This window comes from Mannheimia haemolytica, assembly GCA_900638155.1.
GTDB lineage: Bacteria > Pseudomonadota > Gammaproteobacteria > Enterobacterales > Pasteurellaceae > Mannheimia > Mannheimia glucosida.
Genome location: LR134495.1, coordinates 1,212,791 through 1,235,807, shown reverse-complemented (window position 1 = coordinate 1,235,807; position 23,017 = coordinate 1,212,791). Strand labels below are relative to the sequence as shown.

Annotated in this window: 19 protein-coding genes, 1 CRISPR repeat array and 1 riboswitch; of the genes, 3 read left to right on the top strand and 16 right to left on the bottom strand. The window is 40.0% G+C overall.

Annotated features, from left to right (window positions below):
* Nucleotides 1-36 precede the first annotated feature (36 nt).
* From EL242_RS06200 to EL242_RS06175, 6 genes are all read right to left on the bottom strand, one after another.
* On the bottom strand, nucleotides 37-1,440 hold the full coding sequence (locus tag EL242_RS06200) for a YdgA family protein (RefSeq protein ID WP_126301933.1): 1,404 nt from the start codon (nucleotides 1,438-1,440) through the stop codon (nucleotides 37-39).
* A gap of 26 nt (nucleotides 1,441-1,466) precedes the next feature.
* Entirely contained in the window at nucleotides 1,467-3,035 is a 1,569-nt protein-coding gene (locus EL242_RS06195; protein WP_126301932.1) for a sialidase family protein, read from the bottom strand.
* Between the two features lie 134 nt (nucleotides 3,036-3,169).
* On the bottom strand, nucleotides 3,170-3,976 hold the full coding sequence (gene trpA / locus EL242_RS06190; protein WP_126301931.1) for a tryptophan synthase subunit alpha: 807 nt from the start codon (nucleotides 3,974-3,976) through the stop codon (nucleotides 3,170-3,172).
* Between the two features lies 1 nt (nucleotide 3,977).
* Nucleotides 3,978-5,168, bottom strand: a complete 1,191-nt coding sequence (gene trpB / locus EL242_RS06185) for a tryptophan synthase subunit beta (protein ID WP_126301930.1) — start codon at nucleotides 5,166-5,168, stop codon at nucleotides 3,978-3,980.
* A 333-nt stretch (nucleotides 5,169-5,501) separates the two neighbouring features.
* A complete protein-coding gene (locus EL242_RS06180; RefSeq protein WP_126301929.1) occupies nucleotides 5,502-6,254 on the bottom strand; it encodes an SDR family oxidoreductase in 753 nt (250 codons plus the stop codon).
* 225 nt (nucleotides 6,255-6,479) lie between these two features.
* Nucleotides 6,480-8,012, bottom strand: coding sequence for a Na+/H+ antiporter NhaC family protein (locus EL242_RS06175; protein WP_126301928.1), 1,533 nt, complete (start codon nucleotides 8,010-8,012; stop codon nucleotides 6,480-6,482).
* 121 nt (nucleotides 8,013-8,133) lie between these two features.
* A riboswitch (Lysine riboswitch) is annotated at nucleotides 8,134-8,303 on the bottom strand.
* 145 nt (nucleotides 8,304-8,448) lie between these two features.
* Here EL242_RS06175 and EL242_RS06170 point away from each other — a divergent pair.
* Entirely contained in the window at nucleotides 8,449-8,850 is a 402-nt protein-coding gene (locus tag EL242_RS06170) for an H-NS family nucleoid-associated regulatory protein (RefSeq protein ID WP_126301927.1), read from the top strand.
* Between the two features lie 69 nt (nucleotides 8,851-8,919).
* Nucleotides 8,920-9,759 (top strand): formyltetrahydrofolate deformylase, encoded by an 840-nt coding sequence (gene purU, locus EL242_RS06165; RefSeq protein WP_126301926.1) that lies wholly within the window; start codon nucleotides 8,920-8,922, stop codon nucleotides 9,757-9,759.
* Nucleotides 9,760-9,795: 36 nt separating this feature from the next.
* On the opposite strand, the gene EL242_RS06160 is transcribed toward purU, so the two are convergent.
* The gene (locus tag EL242_RS06160; protein WP_126301925.1) at nucleotides 9,796-10,479 is read right to left on the bottom strand and encodes a vancomycin high temperature exclusion protein; all 684 of its coding nucleotides are present in this window, start codon (nucleotides 10,477-10,479) and stop codon (nucleotides 9,796-9,798) included.
* A gap of 267 nt (nucleotides 10,480-10,746) precedes the next feature.
* Between EL242_RS06160 and metX the strand changes: the two genes are divergently transcribed.
* Entirely contained in the window at nucleotides 10,747-11,820 is a 1,074-nt protein-coding gene (gene metX / locus EL242_RS06155) for a homoserine O-acetyltransferase MetX (RefSeq protein WP_126301924.1), read from the top strand.
* A 77-nt stretch (nucleotides 11,821-11,897) separates the two neighbouring features.
* Here metX and lysS read toward each other — a convergent pair whose 3' ends face one another.
* The 9 genes from lysS to cas5c all read right to left on the bottom strand — a co-directional run bounded on the left by lysS (nucleotide 11,898) and on the right by cas5c (nucleotide 23,017).
* Complete coding sequence (lysS, locus tag EL242_RS06150) at nucleotides 11,898-13,400, bottom strand: lysine--tRNA ligase (protein ID WP_126301923.1); 1,503 nt, start codon at nucleotides 13,398-13,400, stop codon at nucleotides 11,898-11,900.
* A gap of 153 nt (nucleotides 13,401-13,553) precedes the next feature.
* On the bottom strand, nucleotides 13,554-15,029 hold the full coding sequence (gene rng / locus EL242_RS06145) for a ribonuclease G (protein ID WP_126301922.1): 1,476 nt from the start codon (nucleotides 15,027-15,029) through the stop codon (nucleotides 13,554-13,556).
* 250 nt (nucleotides 15,030-15,279) lie between these two features.
* Nucleotides 15,280-16,246: direct repeats of the CRISPR family, unit length 32 nt; unit sequence GTTTCAATTCACAGCCACGCGTAGGTGGCTGC.
* Between the two features lie 191 nt (nucleotides 16,247-16,437).
* The gene (gene cas2, locus EL242_RS06140) at nucleotides 16,438-16,731 is read right to left on the bottom strand and encodes a CRISPR-associated endonuclease Cas2 (protein WP_064318103.1); all 294 of its coding nucleotides are present in this window, start codon (nucleotides 16,729-16,731) and stop codon (nucleotides 16,438-16,440) included.
* 66 nt (nucleotides 16,732-16,797) lie between these two features.
* Nucleotides 16,798-17,811 (bottom strand): type I-C CRISPR-associated endonuclease Cas1c, encoded by a 1,014-nt coding sequence (gene cas1c / locus EL242_RS06135; RefSeq protein ID WP_126301921.1) that lies wholly within the window; start codon nucleotides 17,809-17,811, stop codon nucleotides 16,798-16,800.
* A 2-nt stretch (nucleotides 17,812-17,813) separates the two neighbouring features.
* The gene (locus EL242_RS06130; protein ID WP_126301920.1) at nucleotides 17,814-18,977 is read right to left on the bottom strand and encodes an MBL fold metallo-hydrolase; all 1,164 of its coding nucleotides are present in this window, start codon (nucleotides 18,975-18,977) and stop codon (nucleotides 17,814-17,816) included.
* Nucleotides 18,978-19,017: 40 nt separating this feature from the next.
* Complete coding sequence (gene cas4 / locus EL242_RS06125) at nucleotides 19,018-19,692, bottom strand: CRISPR-associated protein Cas4 (RefSeq protein ID WP_126301919.1); 675 nt, start codon at nucleotides 19,690-19,692, stop codon at nucleotides 19,018-19,020.
* Nucleotides 19,692-20,555: a type I-C CRISPR-associated protein Cas7/Csd2 gene (gene cas7c / locus EL242_RS06120; RefSeq protein ID WP_126301918.1), complete on the bottom strand. Its 864-nt coding sequence runs from the start codon at nucleotides 20,553-20,555 to the stop codon at nucleotides 19,692-19,694. The genes cas4 and cas7c overlap by 1 nt, the downstream gene beginning before the upstream one ends.
* A gap of 9 nt (nucleotides 20,556-20,564) precedes the next feature.
* Complete coding sequence (cas8c, locus tag EL242_RS06115) at nucleotides 20,565-22,343, bottom strand: type I-C CRISPR-associated protein Cas8c/Csd1 (RefSeq protein WP_126301917.1); 1,779 nt, start codon at nucleotides 22,341-22,343, stop codon at nucleotides 20,565-20,567.
* On the bottom strand, nucleotides 22,340-23,017 hold the full coding sequence (cas5c, locus tag EL242_RS06110) for a type I-C CRISPR-associated protein Cas5c (RefSeq protein WP_126301916.1): 678 nt from the start codon (nucleotides 23,015-23,017) through the stop codon (nucleotides 22,340-22,342). Before cas5c ends, cas8c begins: the two co-directional genes overlap by 4 nt.

Sequence of the window (23,017 nt, the reverse complement as noted above, 5' to 3'; positions counted from 1 at the left end):
CTATTGCAAAAATACGCTTTAATTAAGTGAATGAGATTAGTGACCGAGTGAACTTACACCCATCATAATCATAAACAGAGCCATTTGAAGTTCATCTTCGCTCAGTTCAAGTCCGTTTAAATGCACTTTACCGTTATCTACCGTTAATTCAACCATCACTTTGTTATTATCAACTACTCTTAAGCTATTCTCTTGTGCATTGGCAAAAACAGCATCAACTTGTTGTTTGGCTATAGTTTTTGCCTCTTCTTCGCTTAATTTCTCTCTTACCATTGAGATTTGTCGAACAATATCTTCTGCATAATCACGATTCACACTTGAGGTAAATTTACTTGTCGCTACCGCTTTTAGCACACTATTTAAGTCGCTTATAGCTTTCGCATCAAACTGAGCTACATTTAATAATAATGCTAAATCAAACTTACCTTTACTATTTTCAAGCGATACATTATTAATATGAAATTTAACCGATTTTGCTAATAATGCTAAGGCTAACTCGCCAGTCTGCTCATTTTCAAAAAATTTAGGATCAGAAAGTGCTATTGAAAGTTGATCATACAATTTTGCATCAAAGTCTAACGCCATATCTAGATTAAACTTACCAAACTCAACACCTTCAATATTCACAGAGGCTGCATCTAAAGTACCTGTTGAAACAAATCGATCACCTTTTAACTCATTTTCGCCCTTAATCACAATATCTGTAATAAGCGAATTTTCCTCCCCATTCTGAGTTTGGAGTGCGATTGTTTTGATTTTTCCACTACCTTTACCCAAAACTAAATTTGCATAGCCTTGGTTATCGCCTGTATGAATATCATAAGATATACCTTGAATTTGGAAATTGCCGTCTTCGGCTTTCACATCCAACTTATCCCACTGAACCTTAGCCACTGCATTTTCGCCATTTTTGTCGTAGCTATATTCTATTTTAACCGGGGTGCTTTCAATCGAGGTTTTATCTTTACTAAATTTAACCGGAGAGAGCGCAAATTCTCCCTCAGCATCACCAGAATAACTAATATTGGTAGTACCTGAACCTAGCTGCTCTCCAACCACTTTTTTAAATTGCTCAGGTGCTTGAATACGGTTTTCCAGGCTCATCATTACCGGAGCAAAGTTAAATTTGGCTAAACGATTAAGCGGTAGTGGACCGTGATAAATAGTATCATTGCCGATTACATCAAATTTTTCGCCATCAAACATATCAATTTCTATGCGATATTTCGCATCGGAGCTAAAGAAATGGCGCTCAATTTGCACATCTTTAATTTCTATTTTACTACCATATTGGCTATTAATATGTTTAAGTTGATTATTTGTTTGAATAATCAGTTGCTGATATTTTTCTTCAACCTGCTTACCTGTGTACCAACTTCCTCCAACCGCAACTGCGCCAACAATAGCAACTAGCGAAATAGCAATTTTTGTTAATTTCATAAATTTCCTTTAATTTGCAAAAAATACTAAAAAAATGACCGCTTGTAGTGGTTTAGCTTATCATCTTTTAAGATCTGTTCAACCTCTAATCGAATATATCTGATTTCACCACCGACTTTTTCATATAACAGCCCGACCTTGCCATCAGGCAATTCTGCAAGGCTACTGTAGCCAAAGGTTTCATTCTCATCAGTAACTTGAATATGATCTTGCCAGTCTATGCGGTTATTCGCCTTGATTTCACCAATCCAAACTCGTCCATTCATTCTTTTCCACATCTGCTTGGAATGAGCATTAGAGAGCAACACATAGGTTTTATCGTTAATTTCTTTTGAATATTTAATCGCTGATAATTGCGTATAGGAATTGAGTAACTCCGCATCAAGCTCGCTACTTTGCCAAGTCATACCTTCGGTATTGCTACTAGAAACCAACACATTGCCTTTGTTTGTGCGGGTAAAAAGCATTATAGAACCATCGTTGAGTTCTACAATATGCGATTCGCTCGCCTTATAAGGAGCTTTATTACCGTTAAATTTAATCGGGGTTTCACCCATTACCCACGTTTCTCCACCGTCTTCGCTTCTGATGACCGCAGTCAGTTCATTATCATTTTGGTCAATAAAATAAACCGGTACTAATAGCGAACCACTTTCTAACTGTACACCTGTGCCGGGACCGGTACCGAGAAATTTCATTGAATCGGTTTTAAGCTGTGGGTTTAAATCAACCGGGTTAGACCACGTTTTGCCGTTGTCATCACTGTAAATCAACCATAAATAACTGGTTTTCTGTATCGCAAACGGAGCGGAGCGATTAAACTCTTTTTGTGAGGAGAGAAAAATATTGCCTTGATAATTTGCCTCACTCACCTCTCCTAAATATACATCGCCGAGATCACGATAGGCTTTATCAGGATCGCCTTTGGTGACGACTTGGTAATCTGTCGGGCGGTTTTGAGCGTCATACACTCGGCTTAAATGGTGATTTTGCTCTCGCAAGGTATAAGTTTCGCCTTTACCAACCAGTTTTAAAAAGGCTTTATCATCAATTTTGGTATAACCATTGCCTAACGAATTGGCAGGATTGGCGGGCTCTCTTTTGCCTTGGTAGGTAATATGGCTGTGAATACCGCTGGATTCCGGGTACATATCCACCAGCAAGAAAATGCGTTCGGACTCTTTATCTTGCACCATCACCGGGTCAATCACAAAGGCGGATTGGGTATTTTCAAAATTAGGGGCATTGTAAGGTTGCTCAATTAAATCGATCACCACTTGATCGTTCTGCCAAGTCTTGCCGTTATCCAAACTACGGCGAATAACCAAATCAATATTGCCCCAATCTTTGTTATCAAATTCGTGCTTATCGATTGCTGCTAACACAATGCCGTCTTCAGTAGTGAGCAATGAGGGAATACGGTAATTTCTTGCCGATTTATTTGCTATAAATAGTGGTTTTTCTTGCTCAATAACAATGTTGTTCGCAATTTCCAGCTCTTGTTCGCCATAGCCGTTCACCGCCCCAACGGTTTGTTTAGCATAGCTATAAGGGAGAAAAAGGCAAAATAAGCAAAATGGGATAACAGATTTCATAGCGTGTAGGTTCAAAATTTAGGCTGTGTATTCTAGCCTAACGTATTAATTTTGAATAGTAAAACAAAACGCTTTTAACCGTTTTTCAGTTAAAAGCGTTTGCAAATTTTTTCAAAAAAATCACCGCTTGTAGTTTACTTAGTAGCCGCTTTCATCGCTTGTACAAATTCGGCAAGTTCTTTGAGCAAATTAGCTTGATCAGCTAAATTACGTTCAATAATTTTTACAATCGCTGAGCCTGAAATTGCCCCGTCTGCTCCAAGCCTTAACGCCTCTTTTACCTGTTCAGGTTTGGCTATGCCAAAACCTTGTAAAATAGGTGCAGCTCCGGCTTGTTTCAAACTTTCCACTAAATTATCTAAATTACTTGCGTGAGCTTGGTTTTCAGCACTGGTTACACCGGCACGGGAAACTAAATAAGTGTAGCCTTGGGTTAATTGAGCAATCCGTTCAATGGTGTTTTGAACAGCATTCGGCGGGCAAATAAACACTGGCTGAATACTATATTTTTCAGCGGTTGGCACAAACTCTTGGGCAGCGAAAACAGGCAAATCAGCAATCAACACCGCATCAACTCCACTTTGTTGGCAACGTTGGAAAAATACTTCTGCGGTTGGCACAAAAATTAAATTGGCACACAGTAGTAAACCGATAGGAATGTCTGGATATTTAGCTCGAATTTTGGTAATCAGCTCAAAACAGCTATCGGTGCTGTAGCCACCGTCTAAAGCTCGTTTATTGGCAGCTTGAATCACCGGCCCGTCTAAGAGGGGGTCAGAAAACGGAAAGCCCAGCTCTAACGCATCAGCTCCGTTTTTAATCATCGTGTCGATAATCTCAAAACTGCGTTCAAAATCAGGATCGCATAATGTCACAAATGGCACAAAAGCCCCTTCGTTTTTTGCTTTTAATGCGGTAAATAGCGTATCAAAGCGGCTCATTTTACTCTCCTCCATTTAAAATTTTATCCACGGTGAAAATGTCTTTATCACCCCGCCCCGATAAATTCACCACTAATAACTGCTCTTTTTCAGGATTTTGTTGAATCATTTTTAACGCATAGGCTAAGGCGTGGGAAGATTCTAACGCCGGAATAATGCCCTCATTTTTGGCTAATGCTTGGAATGCCTCTAAAGCCTCTGCATCGGTAATCGATACATATTCAGCTCGCCCTGTCGCATTTAAATAAGCGTGTTGCGGCCCGACAGAAGGGAAATCTAAGCCGGCTGAAATGGAGTAAGACTCTTCAATTTGCCCGTCTTTATCCTGCATAATCGGCGATTTCATACCGAAATAGATCCCCGTTGTGCCGTGTTTGAGCGGTGCACCGTGTTCACCGGTTTCAATTCCTTTTCCTGCCGGCTCAACGCCGATTAATGTGACTGATTGCTCTTCGATAAAATCTGCAAACATACCGATAGCATTTGAGCCACCGCCTACGGCAGCAATCACCGCATCAGGCAAGCGATCTTCTTTTGCTAAAATTTGACGTTTGGTCTCTTCGCCAATCATTTTCTGAAATTCACGCACCATTGTCGGGAACGGGTGCGGGCCGGCTGCAGTGCCGATTAGGTAATGGGTAGTATCATAATTTGCCGCCCAATCCCGCATTGCCTCGCAACAGGCATCTTTGAGCGAGCAAGAGCCTTTTTGTACCGGAATTACCTCCGCTCCCATTAAACGCATACGGAATACATTTGGCGATTGGCGTTCTACATCTTTTGCGCCCATATACACCACACAAGGCATTCCCAACATCGCACACGCTAATGCGGTTGCCACACCGTGCTGTCCTGCTCCTGTTTCGGCAATAATGCGGGTTTTACCCATTCGTTTAGCAAGTAAAATTTGCCCTAGCACTTGGTTGGTTTTATGTGCCCCACCGTGTAAAAGATCTTCACGTTTTAAATAGAGTTTGGTTTTGCTCCCTTTGGTTAAATTACGGCAAAGGGTTAAGGCAGTCGGGCGACCGGCATAATTTTTGAGTAAATCAGCAAATTCAGCTTGGAATGCTGGATCTTGCTGTGCTTCCACAAAGGCTTGTTCTAGTTCTTTTAGCACCGGCACTAAAATTTCCGGCACATACATACCGCCAAATTCACCAAAATAAGGATTAAGAAGTGTGTCTGACATAATATTTCCTTTTATTTTTCTCTCCCTTGTGAGCAGGGCTGTCAGGCTCTAAATTTCCGTATGGCAATTGCAATTCGCCCTTGTTAGAGTTTGACACCCTCGCCCCTTGTGGGAGAGGGACAGATTTTTATTCGTTCAGAATAAAAATCAGGGCGAGGGGTAAATAACTTAAATTGTAAAACTACCTTAATCTTTTCCCCCTCTCTCTGAAAAATATTTCTGAACGAAATATTTTTTAGTCTCAATACTCGCTACGCTCGCTCCTGCGGAGCCGTTGCCAAAGCCAACGTTCAAATGTAAAACATTTGTCCCACAAGAGGAGAGAGTATAAAATTACAAATTCCTTGCTACATTTAGGGCAGAAGAAGTTTGTGCTACCGGCATTACTTCAACACGGTTAATATTGACGTGTTCAGGTTGTTGATTCAGCCAAAGTACAATATTTGCCACATCTTCCGGGCGAACAAACTGCACGTTTTCATAAACTTTAGCCGCTTTTTCATCATTGCCTTTAAAGCGTACATTTGAAAATTCCGTCCCGCCACATAACCCCGGCTCAACATTGGAAACACGCACTTTAGTGCCGGCTAAATCTGCCCGCAAATTTAAGCTAAACTGTTTCACAAAGGCTTTAGTACCACCATATACATTACCGCCCGGGTAAGGGTAAGTGCCGGCAATCGAGCCGATATTAATAATATGCCCACTGTTCCGCTCCACCATTTCAGGCAAAACTAAGCGTGTCATCGTTACCAATCCTTTAATATTGGTATCGATCATTTGATACCAGTCGTTCAAATCTGCTTTCTGTGCAGGTTCTAAGCCGAGTGCAAGGCCTGCATTGTTTACTAATAAATCAATTTGTTGCCACGCTTTAGGGCGGCTATTCAATGCTTTTTCGACCTCATCGGGCTGTTGAATATCAAATGCAAGCGGTAGAAATTTATCGCCAAATTGCAAATGCAGTTCTTCTAAACGCTCTGCCCGTCTGCCCGTGCCAATTACTTTATAACCCGATTGAAGCAATAATTTACAAATTGCCAACCCAAAGCCTGCGGTTGCTCCTGTGACTAATGCTATTTTCATCTTTTCACCCTCAAATTTAAAATGTACTATTAAAGTAGTACAAAAAATTTAAAATTGCAAGAAATAATATTGCCATAAAAGAAAAAAGCGTACCAAAAGGTACGCTAATGCTAGGAGGATCTTATTTTAAGATTTATATAACACAACATTCGATATCCATATCTTGAGTGCTATTTTATCTCATCAATAAATCTCATTCTGTGATTCCCTTCACATTTTCAGAAATTAATGCTTTTTTTCTTTAAAAAGCAAAATGAGTATTGCCATAACAATAGCTGTAGCAATAAATCCCAATACCGCTGATTGGGTAAAGCCTACCACTAAGTAGCCAACAATAGAAGCGGTTGCAACTAATAAAGCATAAGGTAATTGAGAAATAACATGATCCATATGATTACATTGTGCGCCTGTTGAAGAAAGAATAGTGGTATCAGATACCGGAGAACAGTGATCACCACAAACCGCGCCAGCCATTACTGCAGATAAACAAGGAATAATTAATGCTGGATCTGAATGCACTGCCATTGCGGCTCCAATTGGCAACATAATGCCAAATGTTCCCCAGCTAGTTCCTGTTGAAAACGCCATTGCTGCGGCTAACACAAATAGAATTGCAGGTAAAAACTCTGCTCCAATGCTTTCTGCAACCAATCCTGATAGATATTTCCCTGTTTGCATATCACTTACTACACCGTTTATTGTCCACGCAAAGAAGAGAATAGTGATTGCACCAGACATCATCTTCACACCTAAGCCATAAGCACGGACGTAATTTTTAAAAGAAATATTACCGCTTGTAATGATACAAATAGTTGCAACTATAAGCCCTGCCACACCACCAACAACTAATGAAATGCCTACCGTAGTATTTTCAAAAGCACCTAGTATAGAAAATGAAGCACCTGATTCGGCCAGTGCATCTGCACCTGTTTTCATCATCATTGAGACTGTAGCAACAATAAGTGCAATAATTGGCAAAATCAAATCGCGCACGTGTCCTTTCGTTTCAATTTGCTCATCATCTAATTCTGCTAAATGCGCTGCTTGACGTTCAAAACGCGCCATCGAACCAATATCAAATGAGAAATATGCCACAAAGAACACCATAATCATCGCAAAAATGGCGTAAAAGTTCATTGCGCTCATTGTCATAAATGCGCCTAGTGGCGAATAGCCTGTGATGGAATGCGTAGCCAATAAGCCAGCTATTAAGGTAATAATATAAGCCCCCCAGCTTGAAATTGGCATTAACACACACATTGGAGCGGCAGTAGAATCTAAAATATAAGCTAATTTAGCACGAGAAACACGGAATTTATCCGTAACAGGTCGGGCAATCGCACCTACTGCTAAACTGTGGAAATAGTCATCAATAAAGGTAAAGAAAACCAAACCTGCCGCCATTAATTTTGCGCCTCGTTTGCCTTTTACCTTTTTCTGCGCCCAATTCGCAAACGCCTGATTACTACCTGAAATACTTAATAATGACGTTAATACCCCTAATAAAAGCAAAAATAAAATAATGTTAACATTATTTGAATTTAATCCTTCTTCAGCCCCTTTATAAACTAAAGAAACAACGCTATTTTTAATATAAGTAAGTGCATCAAGAAAATTGCTATTAGTAAGCATAAATGCACCAAAGAGAATACCGATGCTAAGTGAAATAATCACCTTGCGTGTCACAATTGCCAATATTAGCGCAATCAGTGCCGGCAATACCGACCAAAGTGACGTAGAATAATCAACTAGATTCATAAAACCTCTAAAATGACTGTGTATAATTTGTATAAATAAGAATAGCCAAACAAGAGATCTACTGGGATATTTATAAAAATAAATATGAAAGGAAGGCAAATGTGAAATATCTGAAACCCACCCTAACAGTAGCACTCCGTAGCATTTACTACGACAGTGTCGTTTCTTTCGACAACGACCCCAACCAATTAAGATGACGCTTAATTGATTTCGGCAAATTCACCTTTCCTTCCCCTTCATCGTTTTCCACTCAGAAGAAATACTTATTGAATTCGCACCTCTACAATTTGTAGGACAGTGTTTAAGATAGCACGAATATCTTTAGATATAAAGTATCTATTTTTTTATTTATGCTTATTTACCTAAAATGCCTTTTGAGATATGATAAAAGGAGCATAAAAGCTACTTATATAAAACATTAATTTAGGAGAGTAAAATGTCAGCTTTAAAAAGTCTTTTGAATATCCGCAGCTTAAGGGCTTTGGCTAAAGATTTAGCATTAGAGCAATTAAAATCAATTTCTGAGAAATTAGATATAATTATTGCTGAAAAAGAAGAAGAAATGAAACAGGAAGAATTAGAAAAACTAAAACAACTAGAAAGTTTAAATAAATATAGAGAAATGCTAAAACAAGATGGGTTATCTATTGATGAATTAGCTGAATTATTAGCAGATAAAGTAATCAAAGCACGTAAAGCACTATCACCTCGCCCGGCTAAATATAAATTTGTTGATGCTAACGGCAATGAGAAAACTTGGACAGGTCAAGGCAGAACACCAAAGGCATTACAAGATGCTTTAGATAGTGGTAAAAAATTAGAAGATTTTGCTATTTAATTGGCTATAACTATTTTTAGTTTAAAGAGAACTCAATTGAGTTCTCTTATTTTTATAATAGGAAATGAAATGCTACAACAACACAAAATATTATTAACCGAATGTCCTGATGATACAGGACTTGTCGCTAAAATTACCAATATTTGCTATAAGCACCAATTAAATATTATTAAAAATTCTGAATTTGTTGAGAATGAAACTAAACGTTTTTTTATGCGTACCGAATTAAACGGAATTTTTAATGATGAAACCTTACTCGCTGATTTAAAATTTACCTTACCTGAAGGCTCAAGCTATAAATTACTCCCTAAACAAAGAAAACGTATCGTTATTTTAGTTACCAAAGAAGCACATTGTTTAGGCGACTTACTGATGAAAAATTACTATGGTGGATTAGATGTAGAAATTGCTGCCGTGATTGGAAACCACGAAACATTAAAAAGTTTAGTTGAACGTTTCGATATTCCATTCCATTTAGTCAGCCACGAAAATTTAACCCGAGTGGAACACGATAAATTATTAGCGGAAAAAATTGATGAATATTCACCTGATTATATTGTGTTGGCTAAATATATGCGGGTGCTGAATCCGGAATTTGTCGCTCGTTATCCAAACCGAGTTGTCAATATTCACCACTCGTTCTTACCCGCTTTCATTGGTGCAAAACCTTATCATCGTGCATACGAACGTGGTGTGAAAATTATCGGTGCAACCGCCCATTTTGTGAATGATGAATTAGATGAAGGCCCAATTATTATGCAAAATGTGATTAATGTTGATCACACCTACACCGCAGAGGCTATGATGCGTGCTGGACGTGATGTTGAGAAAACCGTACTTAGCCAAGCCTTAGAATTAGTGCTTGCTGACAAAGTATTTGTATATAAAAACAAAACCATTATTTTATAAGCAAAATAGCCGGTCAACATTATCTGACCGGCTATCTCATTTAGAACGGATATCTTCCAATGATTCAGGCTCTTTACCTATCAACAAACTAAAAACCATTGCCGATCTGGCTAAAATTTCCCGCATTCGTACCTGATAAGCCCCCTCTGGATATGTAGCGGCATAACAAATTGCATCAATATCCCTAAATTTTGCAATAAACAATGCCCTTTCACAGTGGAATTTTTGGGAGATAATCGTAAATGGCGGTAATTTATATACTTTTTTAGCCCTAATTATTGAATCAAAAGTGGTATACCCCGCATAATCCTGCTTAATTTTTGAAGTCGCAATCCCCATTTTAAGTAGATCACTTGTCATTGTTTTTGGCTCATTATAGTACGGCGTTTTATTATCTCCACTTAACAAAAGCTGATTGACCTTTCCTTCTTGGACTAATTGCTTAGCGGCTTCCAAACGATATTTATAATATTGGTTAATCACATCTTTAGAGTAAAATTTTGCCGTACCGAGTACAACTGCATACTCCCGGTAAGGAATCTGTTTACTATCTGTATAAATTTTATCCCTCACAATATAACTTGTAAGTGAATCAACCACTAATAATATAGCTATTCCCAATAAGGGGAAAATTGCAATTATTTTCAATGCCTTAATAATAAACTGCTGCATTTTATGGAAAAGTGGCAATTTTTCTAACCTATCACGCGTTTGGTTCAAATGAGATCCTTTACTTTTGCTACCCTATTTAAGATGGGTAAATTAGAGACAAACAAAATAGTCTAATCGTTCAATAAATTTATTCTATTTCATGTTATTTGTTAAGTAATAAATATCTTCTCAGCAATAAAATTTTGATTTTAGCCGTTTAAAAATCTAGACGTTTAGACGTCTAAAAATTCTTGACAATTGAAATGAACACCGCTAATTTAACGGTCATTACAACAAGCGGTCAAAAAAGCAGAATTTTTTGCAAACAGGATTTTTATGGCTCAGCAGATTACCCTTTTTGAGGACGTACCTTTACCACTCACATTAGGAGGCGAACTGTCCCCTATCACAGTGGCTTACCAGACTTACGGCAGATTAAATGCAGAGAAAAGCAATGCGGTCTTGCTTTGCCACGCCCTTACCGGTGATGCTGAGCCTTACTATGACTCACCAACCGAGAAAGGCTGGTGGCAAGATTTCATCGGCAAAGGGCTTGCGTTTGATACCGATAAATATTTCTTTATTTGCAGTAATGTATTAGGCGGTTGTAAAGGCACAACCGGCCCAGCTTCGATTAACCCTAAAACCAATAAACCTTACGGTAGTTTGTTTCCAATTATTACAGTGCAAGATATTGTTAATGTACAAAAAGCATTATTGGACTATTTAGAAATCCCTCAACTTCACGCAGTGGTAGGGGGATCTTTCGGCGGAATGCAAGCAACACAGTGGGGTATTAGTTACCCTGATAAAGTTCGCAACATTATAAATCTTTGTTCATCACTTATCCTAAGTGCCGAGGCTATCGGTTTTAACCACGTTATGCGCCAAGCTATTATTAACGATCCACACTTTAACGGTGGGAACTATTATGATGGCATTGCACCTGATAACGGCTTAAAAATCGCCCGTATGCTCGGTATGCTGACTTACCGTACTGATATTCAACTTGCTAAAGCCTTTGGACGAGAAACCAAACAGCAAGGACAAATTTGGGGCGACCATTTCCAAGTGGAATCCTATTTAAGCTATCAAGGCACGAAATTTTTAGGTCGTTTCGATGCCAATACTTATCTGCGTTTACTCCGAGCATTAGATTTATACGACCCGGCTCTTGGCTATGAAAATGAGGAAACTGCCCTAAAACGGATTAAAGCCAATTACACCTTTGTAGCGGTAACTAGCGACCAGCTATTCAAACAAATTGATGTGTATAAAAGCAAACAAAAATTAGAACAGGCAGGCGTGAATTTAGAGTTCCACGAGTTCAATTCCGATTTCGGCCACGATGCCTTTTTGGTTGATTATGACTTTTTTGAACCGATGATTAAAGCCGGATTAGCAAAATAAATTGCATTTTTTATTATAAATTTGACCGCTTGTAATACAAAAAAGCACACCGAAGTGTGCTTTTGTTCTATTTCTGATTACTTCTGACGCATCGCCGGGAATAAAATTACATCACGAATTGATGGGGCGTTCGCAAAAATCATTGCTAAGCGGTCAATTCCTAAACCTTCACCCGCTGTTGGCGGCAGACCGTGTTCTAATGCCACGATAAAGTCTTCATCTTTAAACATCGCTTCATCATCACCGGCATCTTTAGCCGCAACTTGAGCATCAAAACGCTCTGCTTGGTCTTCAGCATCATTTAATTCTGAGAAACCGTTACCGATCTCACGACCACCGATAAATAACTCAAAACGATCAGTTACCTCAGGGTTTTCATCATTACGGCGAGCCAATGGAGAAATTTCTGCCGGGTGAGCCATCAGGAAAGTCGGCTGAATTAATTGATGTTCCGCCACTTCTTCAAAAATTGCATTCACTACCGAGCCTAAGCCCCAAGATTTTTGAATTTCAATCCCTAGCCCTTTCGCAATTTCCACACTTTTCTCGAAGCTGTCTAAATCTTCACGTTGAATGCCGTTACCATATTTCACAATCGCATCGTGCATCGTAATACGCTCAAACGGTTTACCGAAATCGAATACATAATCACCATAAGGTACGTCAGTTGTGCCAAGAATATCTAAGGCTAATTGGCGTAACAGTTCTTCGGTATTATCCATTAAATCGTGATAATCCGCATAGGCTTGGTAGTACTCAATCATTGTAAATTCAGGATTGTGGCGTACTGAAACCCCTTCGTTACGGAAGTTACGGTTAAGCTCAAATACTCGCTCAAAACCACCCACAACTAAACGTTTTAAGTAAAGCTCTGGGGCAATACGCAGGTACATATCCACATCTAACGCATTATGATGAGTGATAAAAGGCTTCGCTGCCGCACCGCCCGGGATCACTTGTAACATTGGCGTTTCAACTTCAATAAAGTCTCTTTCTAAGAAGAATTTACGAATACCAGAAACCACTTGCGAGCGGATCATAAAAGTACGGCGAGATTCTTCATTAGAAATCAAGTCTAAATAACGCTGGCGATAACGGGTCTCTAGATCCGTTAAGCCATGATGTTTGTCTGGTAATGGGCGTAAAGACTTGGTTAAAAGTTGAACTTCAGAGCAACGAACCGTTAATTCACCGGTTTTGGTTTTAAATAAAGTCCCTTCAACGCCAACAATGTCGCCCAAATCCCACAGGCTGACTTTTTCTTCGTAAACATTGTCACTTAAGTTATCACGAGCCACATAAAGCTGAATCGCACCGCTTACATCTTGAATGGTAAAGAAAGACGCCTTACCCATCACGCGTTTTAGCATAACACGACCGGCAACTTTCACTTGAATATTCTGTTCTTTTAAGGTTTCACCTTCCACTGCATCATATTGAGCGTGCAGATCTTTGGCTAACGCATCACGACGGAATGTATTTGGAAATGCGTTACCCTGCTCACGGATTTTGTTTAATTTTTCACGGCGGGCTAACATTTCACCGTTTAGATCTAATTCTTGATTTTCTACTTCAGACATTGAATTACCTTAGATTTCAAAAAAGGATAAATAAAACTGGACGATTATACGTTATTTTGAGGAATTTGGATAGGAAACAAGCGGTCAGATTTTCTAAATTTTTTGTAACTAACGATATTGAGGCTAACTATTTAGCCTCAACCAAGTAATAGATTACATCACGACCACATCAAACTGCTCTTGATGATAATATGGCTCTAATTTTACCTCGATTTTCTTACCAATAAAGGCTTGCACTTCCGCCAATAATGCATGACTCTCTTCATTAATCAAATATTCCGCTACTTCTTTAGAAGCATAAACATTAATTTTATCGGTTTTAAATAGGTGATGTACACGAACCACTTCTCGCATAATTTCATAACAAACCGTCTCAACCGTTTTCACCGTACCTCGACCTCGACAAGCCGGACAATCGCAACAAAGAATTCGCTCTAGACTCTCCCTTGTACGTTTTCTGGTCATCTCCACCAAGCCAAGCTGAGTAAAGCCATTCACATTAGTTTTGACTCGATCGCCTTTTAGAGCTTCTTTTAAAGATTGTAACACTCTTTCACGATGCTCTTCCTCTTGCATATCAATAAAATCAATAATGATAATACCACCTAAATTGCGCAACTGTAGCTGGTGTGCGATTGCTTGAGTTGCTTCAATATTAGTATTAAAAATCGTATGTGCAAGGTTACGATGTCCTACAAAAGCACCGGTATTAATATCAATGGTTGTCATCGCTTCGGTTTGCTCAATAATTAAATATCCTCCGGATTTTAAATCAACCCGTTTATCTAATGCTTTCTGAATTGCTTTTTCTACGCCATAGGCATCAAATAAAGTTTGCTGACCGGTATAGAGAGTAACGCAATCTGTTAGCTCAGGCATAAATTCAGCTAAAAATTCTCGCACTTGCTCATAAGTGAGCTTTGAATCGATTCTAACTGAATTGATATGTGTACCAATAAAATCACGCAGTACCCTTTGAGCAAGCGCAAGCTCTCCATAAAGCATTGATTTTGCGGAATATTTCCCTTTTCGTTCTAATACTTTACGCCACAACCGTTTTAAAAATTCAACATCTTGCTTTAAACTTTCTTCAGTTGCCTCTTCTGCAGCGGTACGTACAATAAAGCCCCCAAGTTCATCACAATAAGGCTCAACCAAGCTTTTTAAACGAGCACGCTCTTCTTCACTTTCAATCCGCTGAGATACTCCCACATGGCTATTTTCTGGCATAAACACTAAATAACGAGATGGTAACGTAATATCAGTAGTGAGCCTAGCTCCTTTAGTACCAATTGGGTCTTTCACTACTTGCACGACTATATCTTGCCCTTCACGTACCAATTCAGAAATATCTTTAACCAGAAATTGCTTCTTTTCATTTTCATCAACACATTCCGTATGAGAAACAATATCAGAAGCGTGCAAAAATGCAGCCTTCTCCAAGCCGATATCCACAAAAGCAGATTGCATACCTGGTAATACCCTTGTCACCCTTCCCTTATAAATATTACCAACAATCCCGCGTTTAGCTTCCCGCTCAATATGTAATTCTTTCAATATCCCGTTTTCTACCAATGCTACCCTTGTTTCACTTGGGGTAACATTCACTAATAATTCCGTACTACTCATCTTACTGTCTCTATATTTTAAAACTATCTAAAGTGTATCATTTCACATCTTAGAAAACAAAAACTCAGTTCGAACAAGCGGGTAATTTCTGATTATTTTTTGCAACATAGAATATTTTCTTCATTACTATGATACATAGCCGATGTAATCAATCTAATTAGCAACATACAAATTTACCATTAATATTTCAATATATATCGATGCGAAGATGGCTACGTGCTATTGATTTAACTACTTCAGCATCTTGTAAGTTTCAATACACAACCACGCATAGGTGGCTGCATTATCCAGCCGTTTGAGCAGGAGGTGAAGTGATGGTTTCAATTCACAGCCACGCGTAGGTGGCTGCGGCGGTAAAAAACAAGGTTCAGCACGCACACCACACGTTTCAATTCACAGCCACGCGTAGGTGGCTGCGGAAACAAGCGTGGACAAATAACCCTGCGTGGGTGTTTTGTTTCAATTCACAGCCACGCGTAGGTGGCTGCGCTCATACTGGTGGTGCTCAGAAAGTAGCAAATGCGGTTTCAATTCACAGCCACGCGTAGGTGGCTGCTTCTGATGTATCGAGGTGCCATATTCCGAAAGAGGGTTTCAATTCACAGCCACGCGTAGGTGGCTGCAAAACCGGCTTAAATCGTTACGCAAGCCGTATGGTTTCAATTCACAGCCACGCGTAGGTGGCTGCATCAATACTACGGCAATGCGTTTGAATATGGTCGTTTCAATTCACAGCCACGCGTAGGTGGCTGCCCAACTGGCCCAAGTATGCCTTAAATCATGGAAATGTTTCAATTCACAGCCACGCGTAGGTGGCTGCTTTTGTGTGTGAACTTACTTCACTAGTCACTAGTGTTTCAATTCACAGCCACGCGTAGGTGGCTGCCATCTTACAATAATCTGGAGAGGTGTATTGGAATTAGTTTCAATTCACAGCCACGCGTAGGTGGCTGCAGTATTTTCTTCTATCCAAACTATTTCAGTAGGGTTTCAATTCACAGCCACGCGTAGGTGGCTGCCCACATATTAGTACCTTTATTACCAATATAGATAGTTTCAATTCACAGCCACGCGTAGGTGGCTGCAAAGTTGCCCGAAGGGTTAAGGGAGCGGTTTGCTGTTTCAATTCACAGCCACGCGTAGGTGGCTGCCTAGGCTTTTTAACAATCCCCTTTCCGCCTAATCGTTTCAATTCACAGCCACGCGTAGGTGGCTGCTCCCTACCAGATAACGCATTGAAATATCAGGCTTTTTAGCCCTTTATTCGCTAACGTTTTGTAGAGAGTGGAAAAAAGTATAGCATATCGCCAATATACTGTACTTTATTTTTTCTAATTCCTTGATTATTAAAGAACAATATATATTCGCTAACCTTCCAGCATTTTTATGAGAACTACAGGTTAGCGATTTATAAAATCAGCGTATCTTTAAAAATATCCACTGAAGGTTTTGCGCCATGGTGCTCAACTTTATTCCTCCATTTACTGCCTAAATGGTAAAAGCGCAAACTATCACAGTCTGGGTTGTAAGTTGTCAATAATTTATTTTTCAATGTTACCCACTGAGCAGGAGTAACATCACACTCAAACACAGAATATTGCGCCCGCACACCATAATCCAAACAATGCTTAGCAATACGGCGTAGGCGAGCCTGCCCTTCGGGGTCATCAAATGAAATGTCGTAGGTAATCAACATCAGCATAGTTGCCAATTCCTCAATAAATAAAACAGAAACAAGCGGTCAAATTTCAACAAAATTTTGCAGATTTTAACGCATTAAAAACGGCGGATATTCTGCCAAATCGCCACGCAAATGACGAGCCAATAACATCGCTTGGATATAAGGTAACAAGCCGATTTCCACTTCTTCCTCTAAAAATGGGTGGATGATTTTTTCTTGTTTTTTCGCTTGCAAGGTTTGAAATAGTAATTTTCTTGCTTCAGGCTTGAGCGTTACCGCACCACTGGCTTCCGTCACAAAATCATCAGGCTTAACCTGCCCTCGATTGATCAGCGACAGCACCATTCTGTCTACCCACCACGCACGAAATTCCTCCAAAATATCTTGAGCCAAGCTATCTCGACCCGGTCGATCTGCGTGCAAAAAGCCAATCTGGGGATCAAGCCCCACGCCTTGCAATGCCCCGCTAATATCTTTCCCTACAATGCTATAAAGAAATGAAAGCAACGCATTCACACCGTCACGAGGTGGGCGGCGATTACGTCCGTCAAAGTGGAAACCGCTATTTTCTTTGATAAGATGAGAAAACACCCCAAAATAACGAGCCGCAGCATCGCCCTCAATGCCACGAATCAAATCCAAATTGTCTGCTGTTTTCAACTGTTGCAGGCTGTAATTTAATGCGGTAATTGTCGATTGAAGGTCAGCATTTTCGCCGTGATTACGAATTTGCCGTTGTAACACCCGCTTAGATGCTTGAATTTTGGCTGCAATGATGTTGCGAGCCACAGGAACAGGGTTGGTCTCCGACTTTTTATACTGGGCTCGGCGTAACAATACATTACCACTTTGCCGCCCCTGCAACCGCCCAAGATAACGCCCATTTTCGGTAAAAAACGCTAAATTTACGTTATTTTCGCCACAAAATCCCATTAAAAACGGCGACACTAACACATTGCCAAAACAAAAAATATGCCCAATGGAATGAATCGGCAACTGTGCCACTTTCTTCCGATCTTGCTCCACCACCAAGGTTTCTCGCTCTTTGTGCAAATAGCTACCTTGGGTGGTGATGTAGAGAGTATTTTGGAGTTTGCGCATAATTACTGCTCTAAAGATATATCAAAGCGTTGAAAAAAAGAGCTTCCTCTCTGTTCAGTCACGCAAACAGGGATATGTTTATGACAAAACAACTCCGATAAAACAATATATGAAGGATGCCCATATGTATTTTTAGTACCAAATGATATTGGACAAATTAAGAATTCTCCAAATTGATTAAAAAAATTTACATAAAAATTATTATGACTACCATGGTGTGCAACTTGTATTGTTCCTATATTACTTTTTATATTATTTATTTTATTGAGAAGATCAGATGCTATAACTTTTAAGTCTGAATCCCCAGTATAAATACAACCAGGATTTACTTCATCCCAAAGAAAATATGACGATAAATAGAGAGGAAAATACCCCTGATAATTATCCATATACTTAACTATTGATATCTTCATTGGGCATGAACATACAAGCATTGAGTTTTCATTAATACTTCCATCAACAGCTTTACTTTTATATGCAGTTCTAATTATTATTTGATTTTTTGAGTTAGACACAAATTCTGGGTCAGCTAAATTTTCTTCGGTTATTCCTTTTTTAGTTATTTCTTGTATAAATTGGCAACGTCGATTTGAATATTTATAATTGTATGGATAATAAACCCAAAAAAAAGTGTCAGATAATTTGAAACTTATTGGAGTTCCACTGGAAATAGAACCATTGATAGAACTAATATCCATAATATGTTTTATTTCACTGTCATTATTATCTGCTAAATCACGGTCATTTATATTTATCGATTTTACTTGGATGACTTTAGTATCTTCACCGAAAAAAACTTCAGGATTTTCGATCAATTTAACGAGAGAGTGATTGTATGTGCCTCCTAGGGACTTATATAAATTAATTAAGAAAAATTTTTCTTTTTCTGCCAATAATGGCATAACAACACGTTTTATGTTTCTGTTCTTTTTTAGAATTTCAATCCCATTAACATGATCACTATCAAAATGTGAGATAAATAAAATATCTATATCATCACTCTCTTTAAAACTTTCTTTTATAACTCTATCAATAACTTTACTTTTAGGCATTGCTCCACAATCATAAACAACATTAAAAGCAATATTACTGTCATTTATAAAACGTTCGCTGTAAAAAGCTCCTTGCCCAACAGCATGAAAAGATCTTATTAGTTTAATATCCAAAATAATTCCCTCATAACAAAATTACATTTTGTACCACAATTTATTTCTTTTCCCCAAACACTCCCACCACATACCCCTTCGATCTATCCCTTTCCAACAACTGCGGTTGGCAGAGGTCGATGAGTGAGCAGGCTTTGCAGCGTTTGCTATATTTGGGGAGTGGTGTTGTTCCGCTGTTTAAAAGTGACCGCACTTCGGCAATGGTGGCGAGGGTTTTGGTGCGTAATTCCGGGGAAAAAATAATTGGTAAACGGTGGCGGGTTTGCATATACCACAACGCTCCCTCGTTAATGGTTTGCCCTGTCATTTCTTCCAAACATAACGCTTGGGCGCAAAGTTGGATTTCATCCATCGGTTCAAGTTTCGGCTTGCCACGTTTATATTCCACAGGTTTTAGCTCGCCTGTTTTTAGATCTCGCTCGACCAAATCCAAAATGCCACTTATGCCTAATTTTTCCGCTGCAACGTGAACCGTTCGCTCAAAGCGAATGCCCTTTCGGGTTTCCGGCTCACCACTATCCACCCGTTCGTGCAATGCCTTGCCTTGTGCAGTAAGAAAATTCTCTGCCCACGCCTGTTCGTTGTGAATCAACGCACATTGGCGAGGGCAGAAAGCGTAGTGTTGCAAAGCGGAAAGTGAAATCAACCGCTTGTCATCGCCAAGTGTGGGCGGAACAAGCGGTAAAATTTCCGCAGAATGTTGCAAATCGTCCATTACAGCAGTTCTTCAACAGTTACGCCATTTAAACCTTCAGCCTGCACGCTGATACGGTAGTCATCATAGCCTTTCGCTGGCGTGTCTTTTTCGCCATTGACACGTTCAACTTTTACTGTTTCAAACAGTTTATGAGCAGGTTGATTGCCTAGTTCGCTATCGTGTTTAAATACGATCAGTTTGCGAGCCGCCATTTCGCCACGCGCCGCAGAACGGTCGTGTTCAAACATGAGTTGTAATGCTTGCCAAAGTTTTTGCACGTCTTCATCAGAGAATCCTGTTTTTTCAGCAAGTTTGGCAGAGATAAAGCCGTGAACACGATAAAGTGCATAAGGTACGATATATTTACGCCCCATAGTCCGTTCTTTTTCGAGATCTTTTTCGTTGGTCACTGCCATTCGTGTGATCGATACTTCTAGCGGAATAATTGGATCGATAGATTGAGCGAATGCCAGTTGTACAGGGCCTCGCACCTGTCCGCTGTTCACTTCTGTGGTCATCACTGCCCCAAAAGTACGAATATCAAAGAAGTTTTTACACATCCAAGCGGTAATTTCTCGGGCTTTGGCTTCCTCTTTTGGTAGTTTTTTCGCTTCCGATTCAATCCCTAATGCTTCATAAGCACGTTTGTTTTGTAAATTCAGAACACTTTTTTCTTTAACATAGATTTCGTAACCCGCCTCGTTTTCATAGCTCATCTCAATAAAATTGCGGATTTTGCGTTTTAGGCAAACATCGGTGACCAAGCCTTTACTGGTTTCAGGATCAAGACGTGGCATATTGCCTGCGTCTGGGTCACCATTTGGGTTGCCGTTAGTGACATCAAAGAAAAAAACAAATTCATAGCGGTTTTGAATAGACATAGTGTTTCCTTAGTTTTCAATAGATTCGGTGGTTTCTTTTTTGGCAAAATAGCTTTGTTTTTGGTGGTAATAACCAATCGCAAAACGCCCTTGTTCATCGATATTTAAATGGCGAGGGAAATTTTCCGGCAAGCTGGCAATAATCTCACCTAAATCCTTATCCAGATTAACTGCCATTCCGCCCTTATCTTTTCTCAAGCGAGATAAATGGTGTTTTGCACCGCTTAATAAGCGAGGGAATACTGAAAATGGCACGGCAGATGCTGAACCATAGTAACGGTCGGCAATGCCGGCATTTAATTCACCTAACGCTTGGGTTTGGATTCTTTCTAATACCGCAAATAACCTGCCGAGCAAGTAAGCTTGGTTATCGCTTTCTTTATTTAAGCTCATAGGAACTCCTTCTTTAATAAAACCTTTTCTAAATTTTCGTTGTAAGACCGCTTTCATCAACGCCACTCGTAAGCCGTTAATATCTCCGTCTGCTCGGATTCGAGTCACCAACTGAGAAAGCAAGCTCATTGGGTATAAATGACCGCTAATAACCGCCCGAGCCATTTCGCCCGCTAAAACAGGAGAAATATTCTCACTTTTACCTAATGAAGCGGTTTGTAATAATAGTCGCCAAATGGAGGGGGGCGTTTTCCACGCACAAGGCTCAAGAGCGAGATCTTGCCAATGTTCGCTGAGATTTTTCGCCAGTTGCCCAAAGGTAGTATCTAGCCAAAAACGAACAGAAATTCGAGCCGCATTCGGAGCAAGCCCCAACACATAAAAACGGGTGTTTTCAGATAATTCTGGGGAAATTTCTGCAAGTGGTCGTCCTTTGCTGATTTTTTGCAATTCATCAAAGATTTTTTGGTTTTCTTGATCGTCATCAGGTGGGGTCATTAGGGCAGCAAAGAACCCTTCGGCAGCTTCTGCTTGGGTGGTATTATCTGCTTCCGCCCAAAAGACGGTACTCGCATCGCCAATAGTTAAACGATGTTTCTCGGTGCGTAACAAATAATTTAACGCTGTGGTATAGGCAAAGGCGGCTTGTTCAGAAACAGGGGCATTACTACCTTGTTCCTTGCCAAATGAGGTGAAAGATTCTTTATTAAAAGAGATGATTGAACCGCCCGCACTTTGCCCGCCATAAACACCTTTAATTGCAGGGTGGAGACGTGCAATCGGGGCAATTTCGCCACTGATTAGGCACAACCCTTGTTCGCTCTCTTCGCTAACCAGCAAACGTCCCCAAAGGCTTTGAGCGGCTTCTCGCTGATGAATATAACCGCTTGTGCCGACTAATTTAAACACGACATTCGCATCAAGTATTTCGATTGGGCAGATTGATTCGGCAAAGTGTTCTGGTTGCCACTGTTGCAGGAAATTTTTTATCGCAACTAAACCTTCATCATTGGAATCCGCAAGCAAATCCAAATGGTACTGTTTAAATGCCTCAAAGGTTTTCTCAGCGAAATTGATAGGTTGATCTTTGGCGGTGGCTTTATCTTGATTGCTTTCCACGCCTAACACATAAGCGGTTTTATCCCATAAAAAATTGGGTTTAATGCCTGATGTGCGTTTTTCAGGGCGGGGGACACTCATCAATTTCGGTTTGGGTTTCTTGTCAGCGGTTAAATTTGGAATGACATTTACCAAATTTCCCTTTGAATCCAATTCTAGTACCCAACCGATTTTTTCTTCACTAAAACCATAGGAAGGTACCTTGGCTTCGCCTGTTGAACGATCTTCTTGTGCTGCAAGGCGGTAATAATAGCGAGTTAAGGCGGAGAGAATCATGATTTCACCTCCTCAGCATAAAATGGCGGCACATCAATCACACCATTTTTCATTTCAGCACGGAAGAAACGAGGCTGATTACCGTGCTCAAAATCAATGTCGTGCAACATCCAGCCTAAATCCCGATCTTGCTCATTTTCTGCCAAAAAACACTCAGGTAACGGTTCATCGTCATCAATCAAGGCAAAATTTGCCGCAAATTCACGCACACCCATACAAGGCTGTTGGAAGCATTGCCCCTTTTTCGCACGGCGTTTAAACATTTCAATATGCTTGGTGACGGTTTCTGCCTCGCCTGCCATTTTGGTCAGCACTGCGTGAGCTTCGATCACATAACCGACATTTTTCAGCACAGTGGCAGCACGTTGTTGGCGGTCATCTTCAATCACGGTATATAAATCCGCCACTGTTTTACGTTTCATTGCCCCACTGATTTTAGTGGCAGAAATTTTACTGCCTAACTCATTACGGCGAACAGACTCAAACTGAATCGGTTTTAAGACATAAATTTTATCAATCACCCATCGCATCGCCGGCTTCCAATGCACCGCCGCCAAAATCCCCCGTGCCGCAGACGGCGTAATCACATCATAAGACACCCGCTCTACCTTCATTTCAGGACGGGTAAAACAGGCATAATCGCCCCAAATATGGAGCTTGATTTTGTTTGGCAT

What these genes read in the sequence shown, in the direction of transcription:
- cas7c (WP_126301918.1), bottom strand. Translation starts at nt 20,555, where the DNA reads ATGTCTATTCAAAACCGCTATGAATTTGTTTTTTTCTTTGATGTCACT.
- trpB (WP_126301930.1), bottom strand. Translation starts at nt 5,168, where the DNA reads ATGTCAGACACACTTCTTAATCCTTATTTTGGTGAATTTGGCGGTATG.
- EL242_RS06180 (WP_126301929.1), bottom strand. Translation starts at nt 6,254, where the DNA reads ATGAAAATAGCATTAGTCACAGGAGCAACCGCAGGCTTTGGGTTGGCA.
- cas4 (WP_126301919.1), bottom strand. Translation starts at nt 19,692, where the DNA reads ATGGACGATTTGCAACATTCTGCGGAAATTTTACCGCTTGTTCCGCCC.
- EL242_RS06175 (WP_126301928.1), bottom strand. Translation starts at nt 8,012, where the DNA reads ATGAATCTAGTTGATTATTCTACGTCACTTTGGTCGGTATTGCCGGCA.
- purU (WP_126301926.1), top strand. Translation starts at nt 8,920, where the DNA reads ATGCTACAACAACACAAAATATTATTAACCGAATGTCCTGATGATACA.
- metX (WP_126301924.1), top strand. Translation starts at nt 10,747, where the DNA reads ATGGCTCAGCAGATTACCCTTTTTGAGGACGTACCTTTACCACTCACA.
- EL242_RS06195 (WP_126301932.1), bottom strand. Translation starts at nt 3,035, where the DNA reads ATGAAATCTGTTATCCCATTTTGCTTATTTTGCCTTTTTCTCCCTTAT.
- rng (WP_126301922.1), bottom strand. Translation starts at nt 15,029, where the DNA reads ATGAGTAGTACGGAATTATTAGTGAATGTTACCCCAAGTGAAACAAGG.
- cas8c (WP_126301917.1), bottom strand. Translation starts at nt 22,343, where the DNA reads ATGATTCTCTCCGCCTTAACTCGCTATTATTACCGCCTTGCAGCACAA.
- cas5c (WP_126301916.1), bottom strand. Translation starts at nt 23,017, where the DNA reads ATGCCAAACAAAATCAAGCTCCATATTTGGGGCGATTATGCCTGTTTT.
- cas2 (WP_064318103.1), bottom strand. Translation starts at nt 16,731, where the DNA reads ATGCTGATGTTGATTACCTACGACATTTCATTTGATGACCCCGAAGGG.
- cas1c (WP_126301921.1), bottom strand. Translation starts at nt 17,811, where the DNA reads ATGCGCAAACTCCAAAATACTCTCTACATCACCACCCAAGGTAGCTAT.
- lysS (WP_126301923.1), bottom strand. Translation starts at nt 13,400, where the DNA reads ATGTCTGAAGTAGAAAATCAAGAATTAGATCTAAACGGTGAAATGTTA.
- EL242_RS06200 (WP_126301933.1), bottom strand. Translation starts at nt 1,440, where the DNA reads ATGAAATTAACAAAAATTGCTATTTCGCTAGTTGCTATTGTTGGCGCA.
- EL242_RS06170 (WP_126301927.1), top strand. Translation starts at nt 8,449, where the DNA reads ATGTCAGCTTTAAAAAGTCTTTTGAATATCCGCAGCTTAAGGGCTTTG.
- trpA (WP_126301931.1), bottom strand. Translation starts at nt 3,976, where the DNA reads ATGAGCCGCTTTGATACGCTATTTACCGCATTAAAAGCAAAAAACGAA.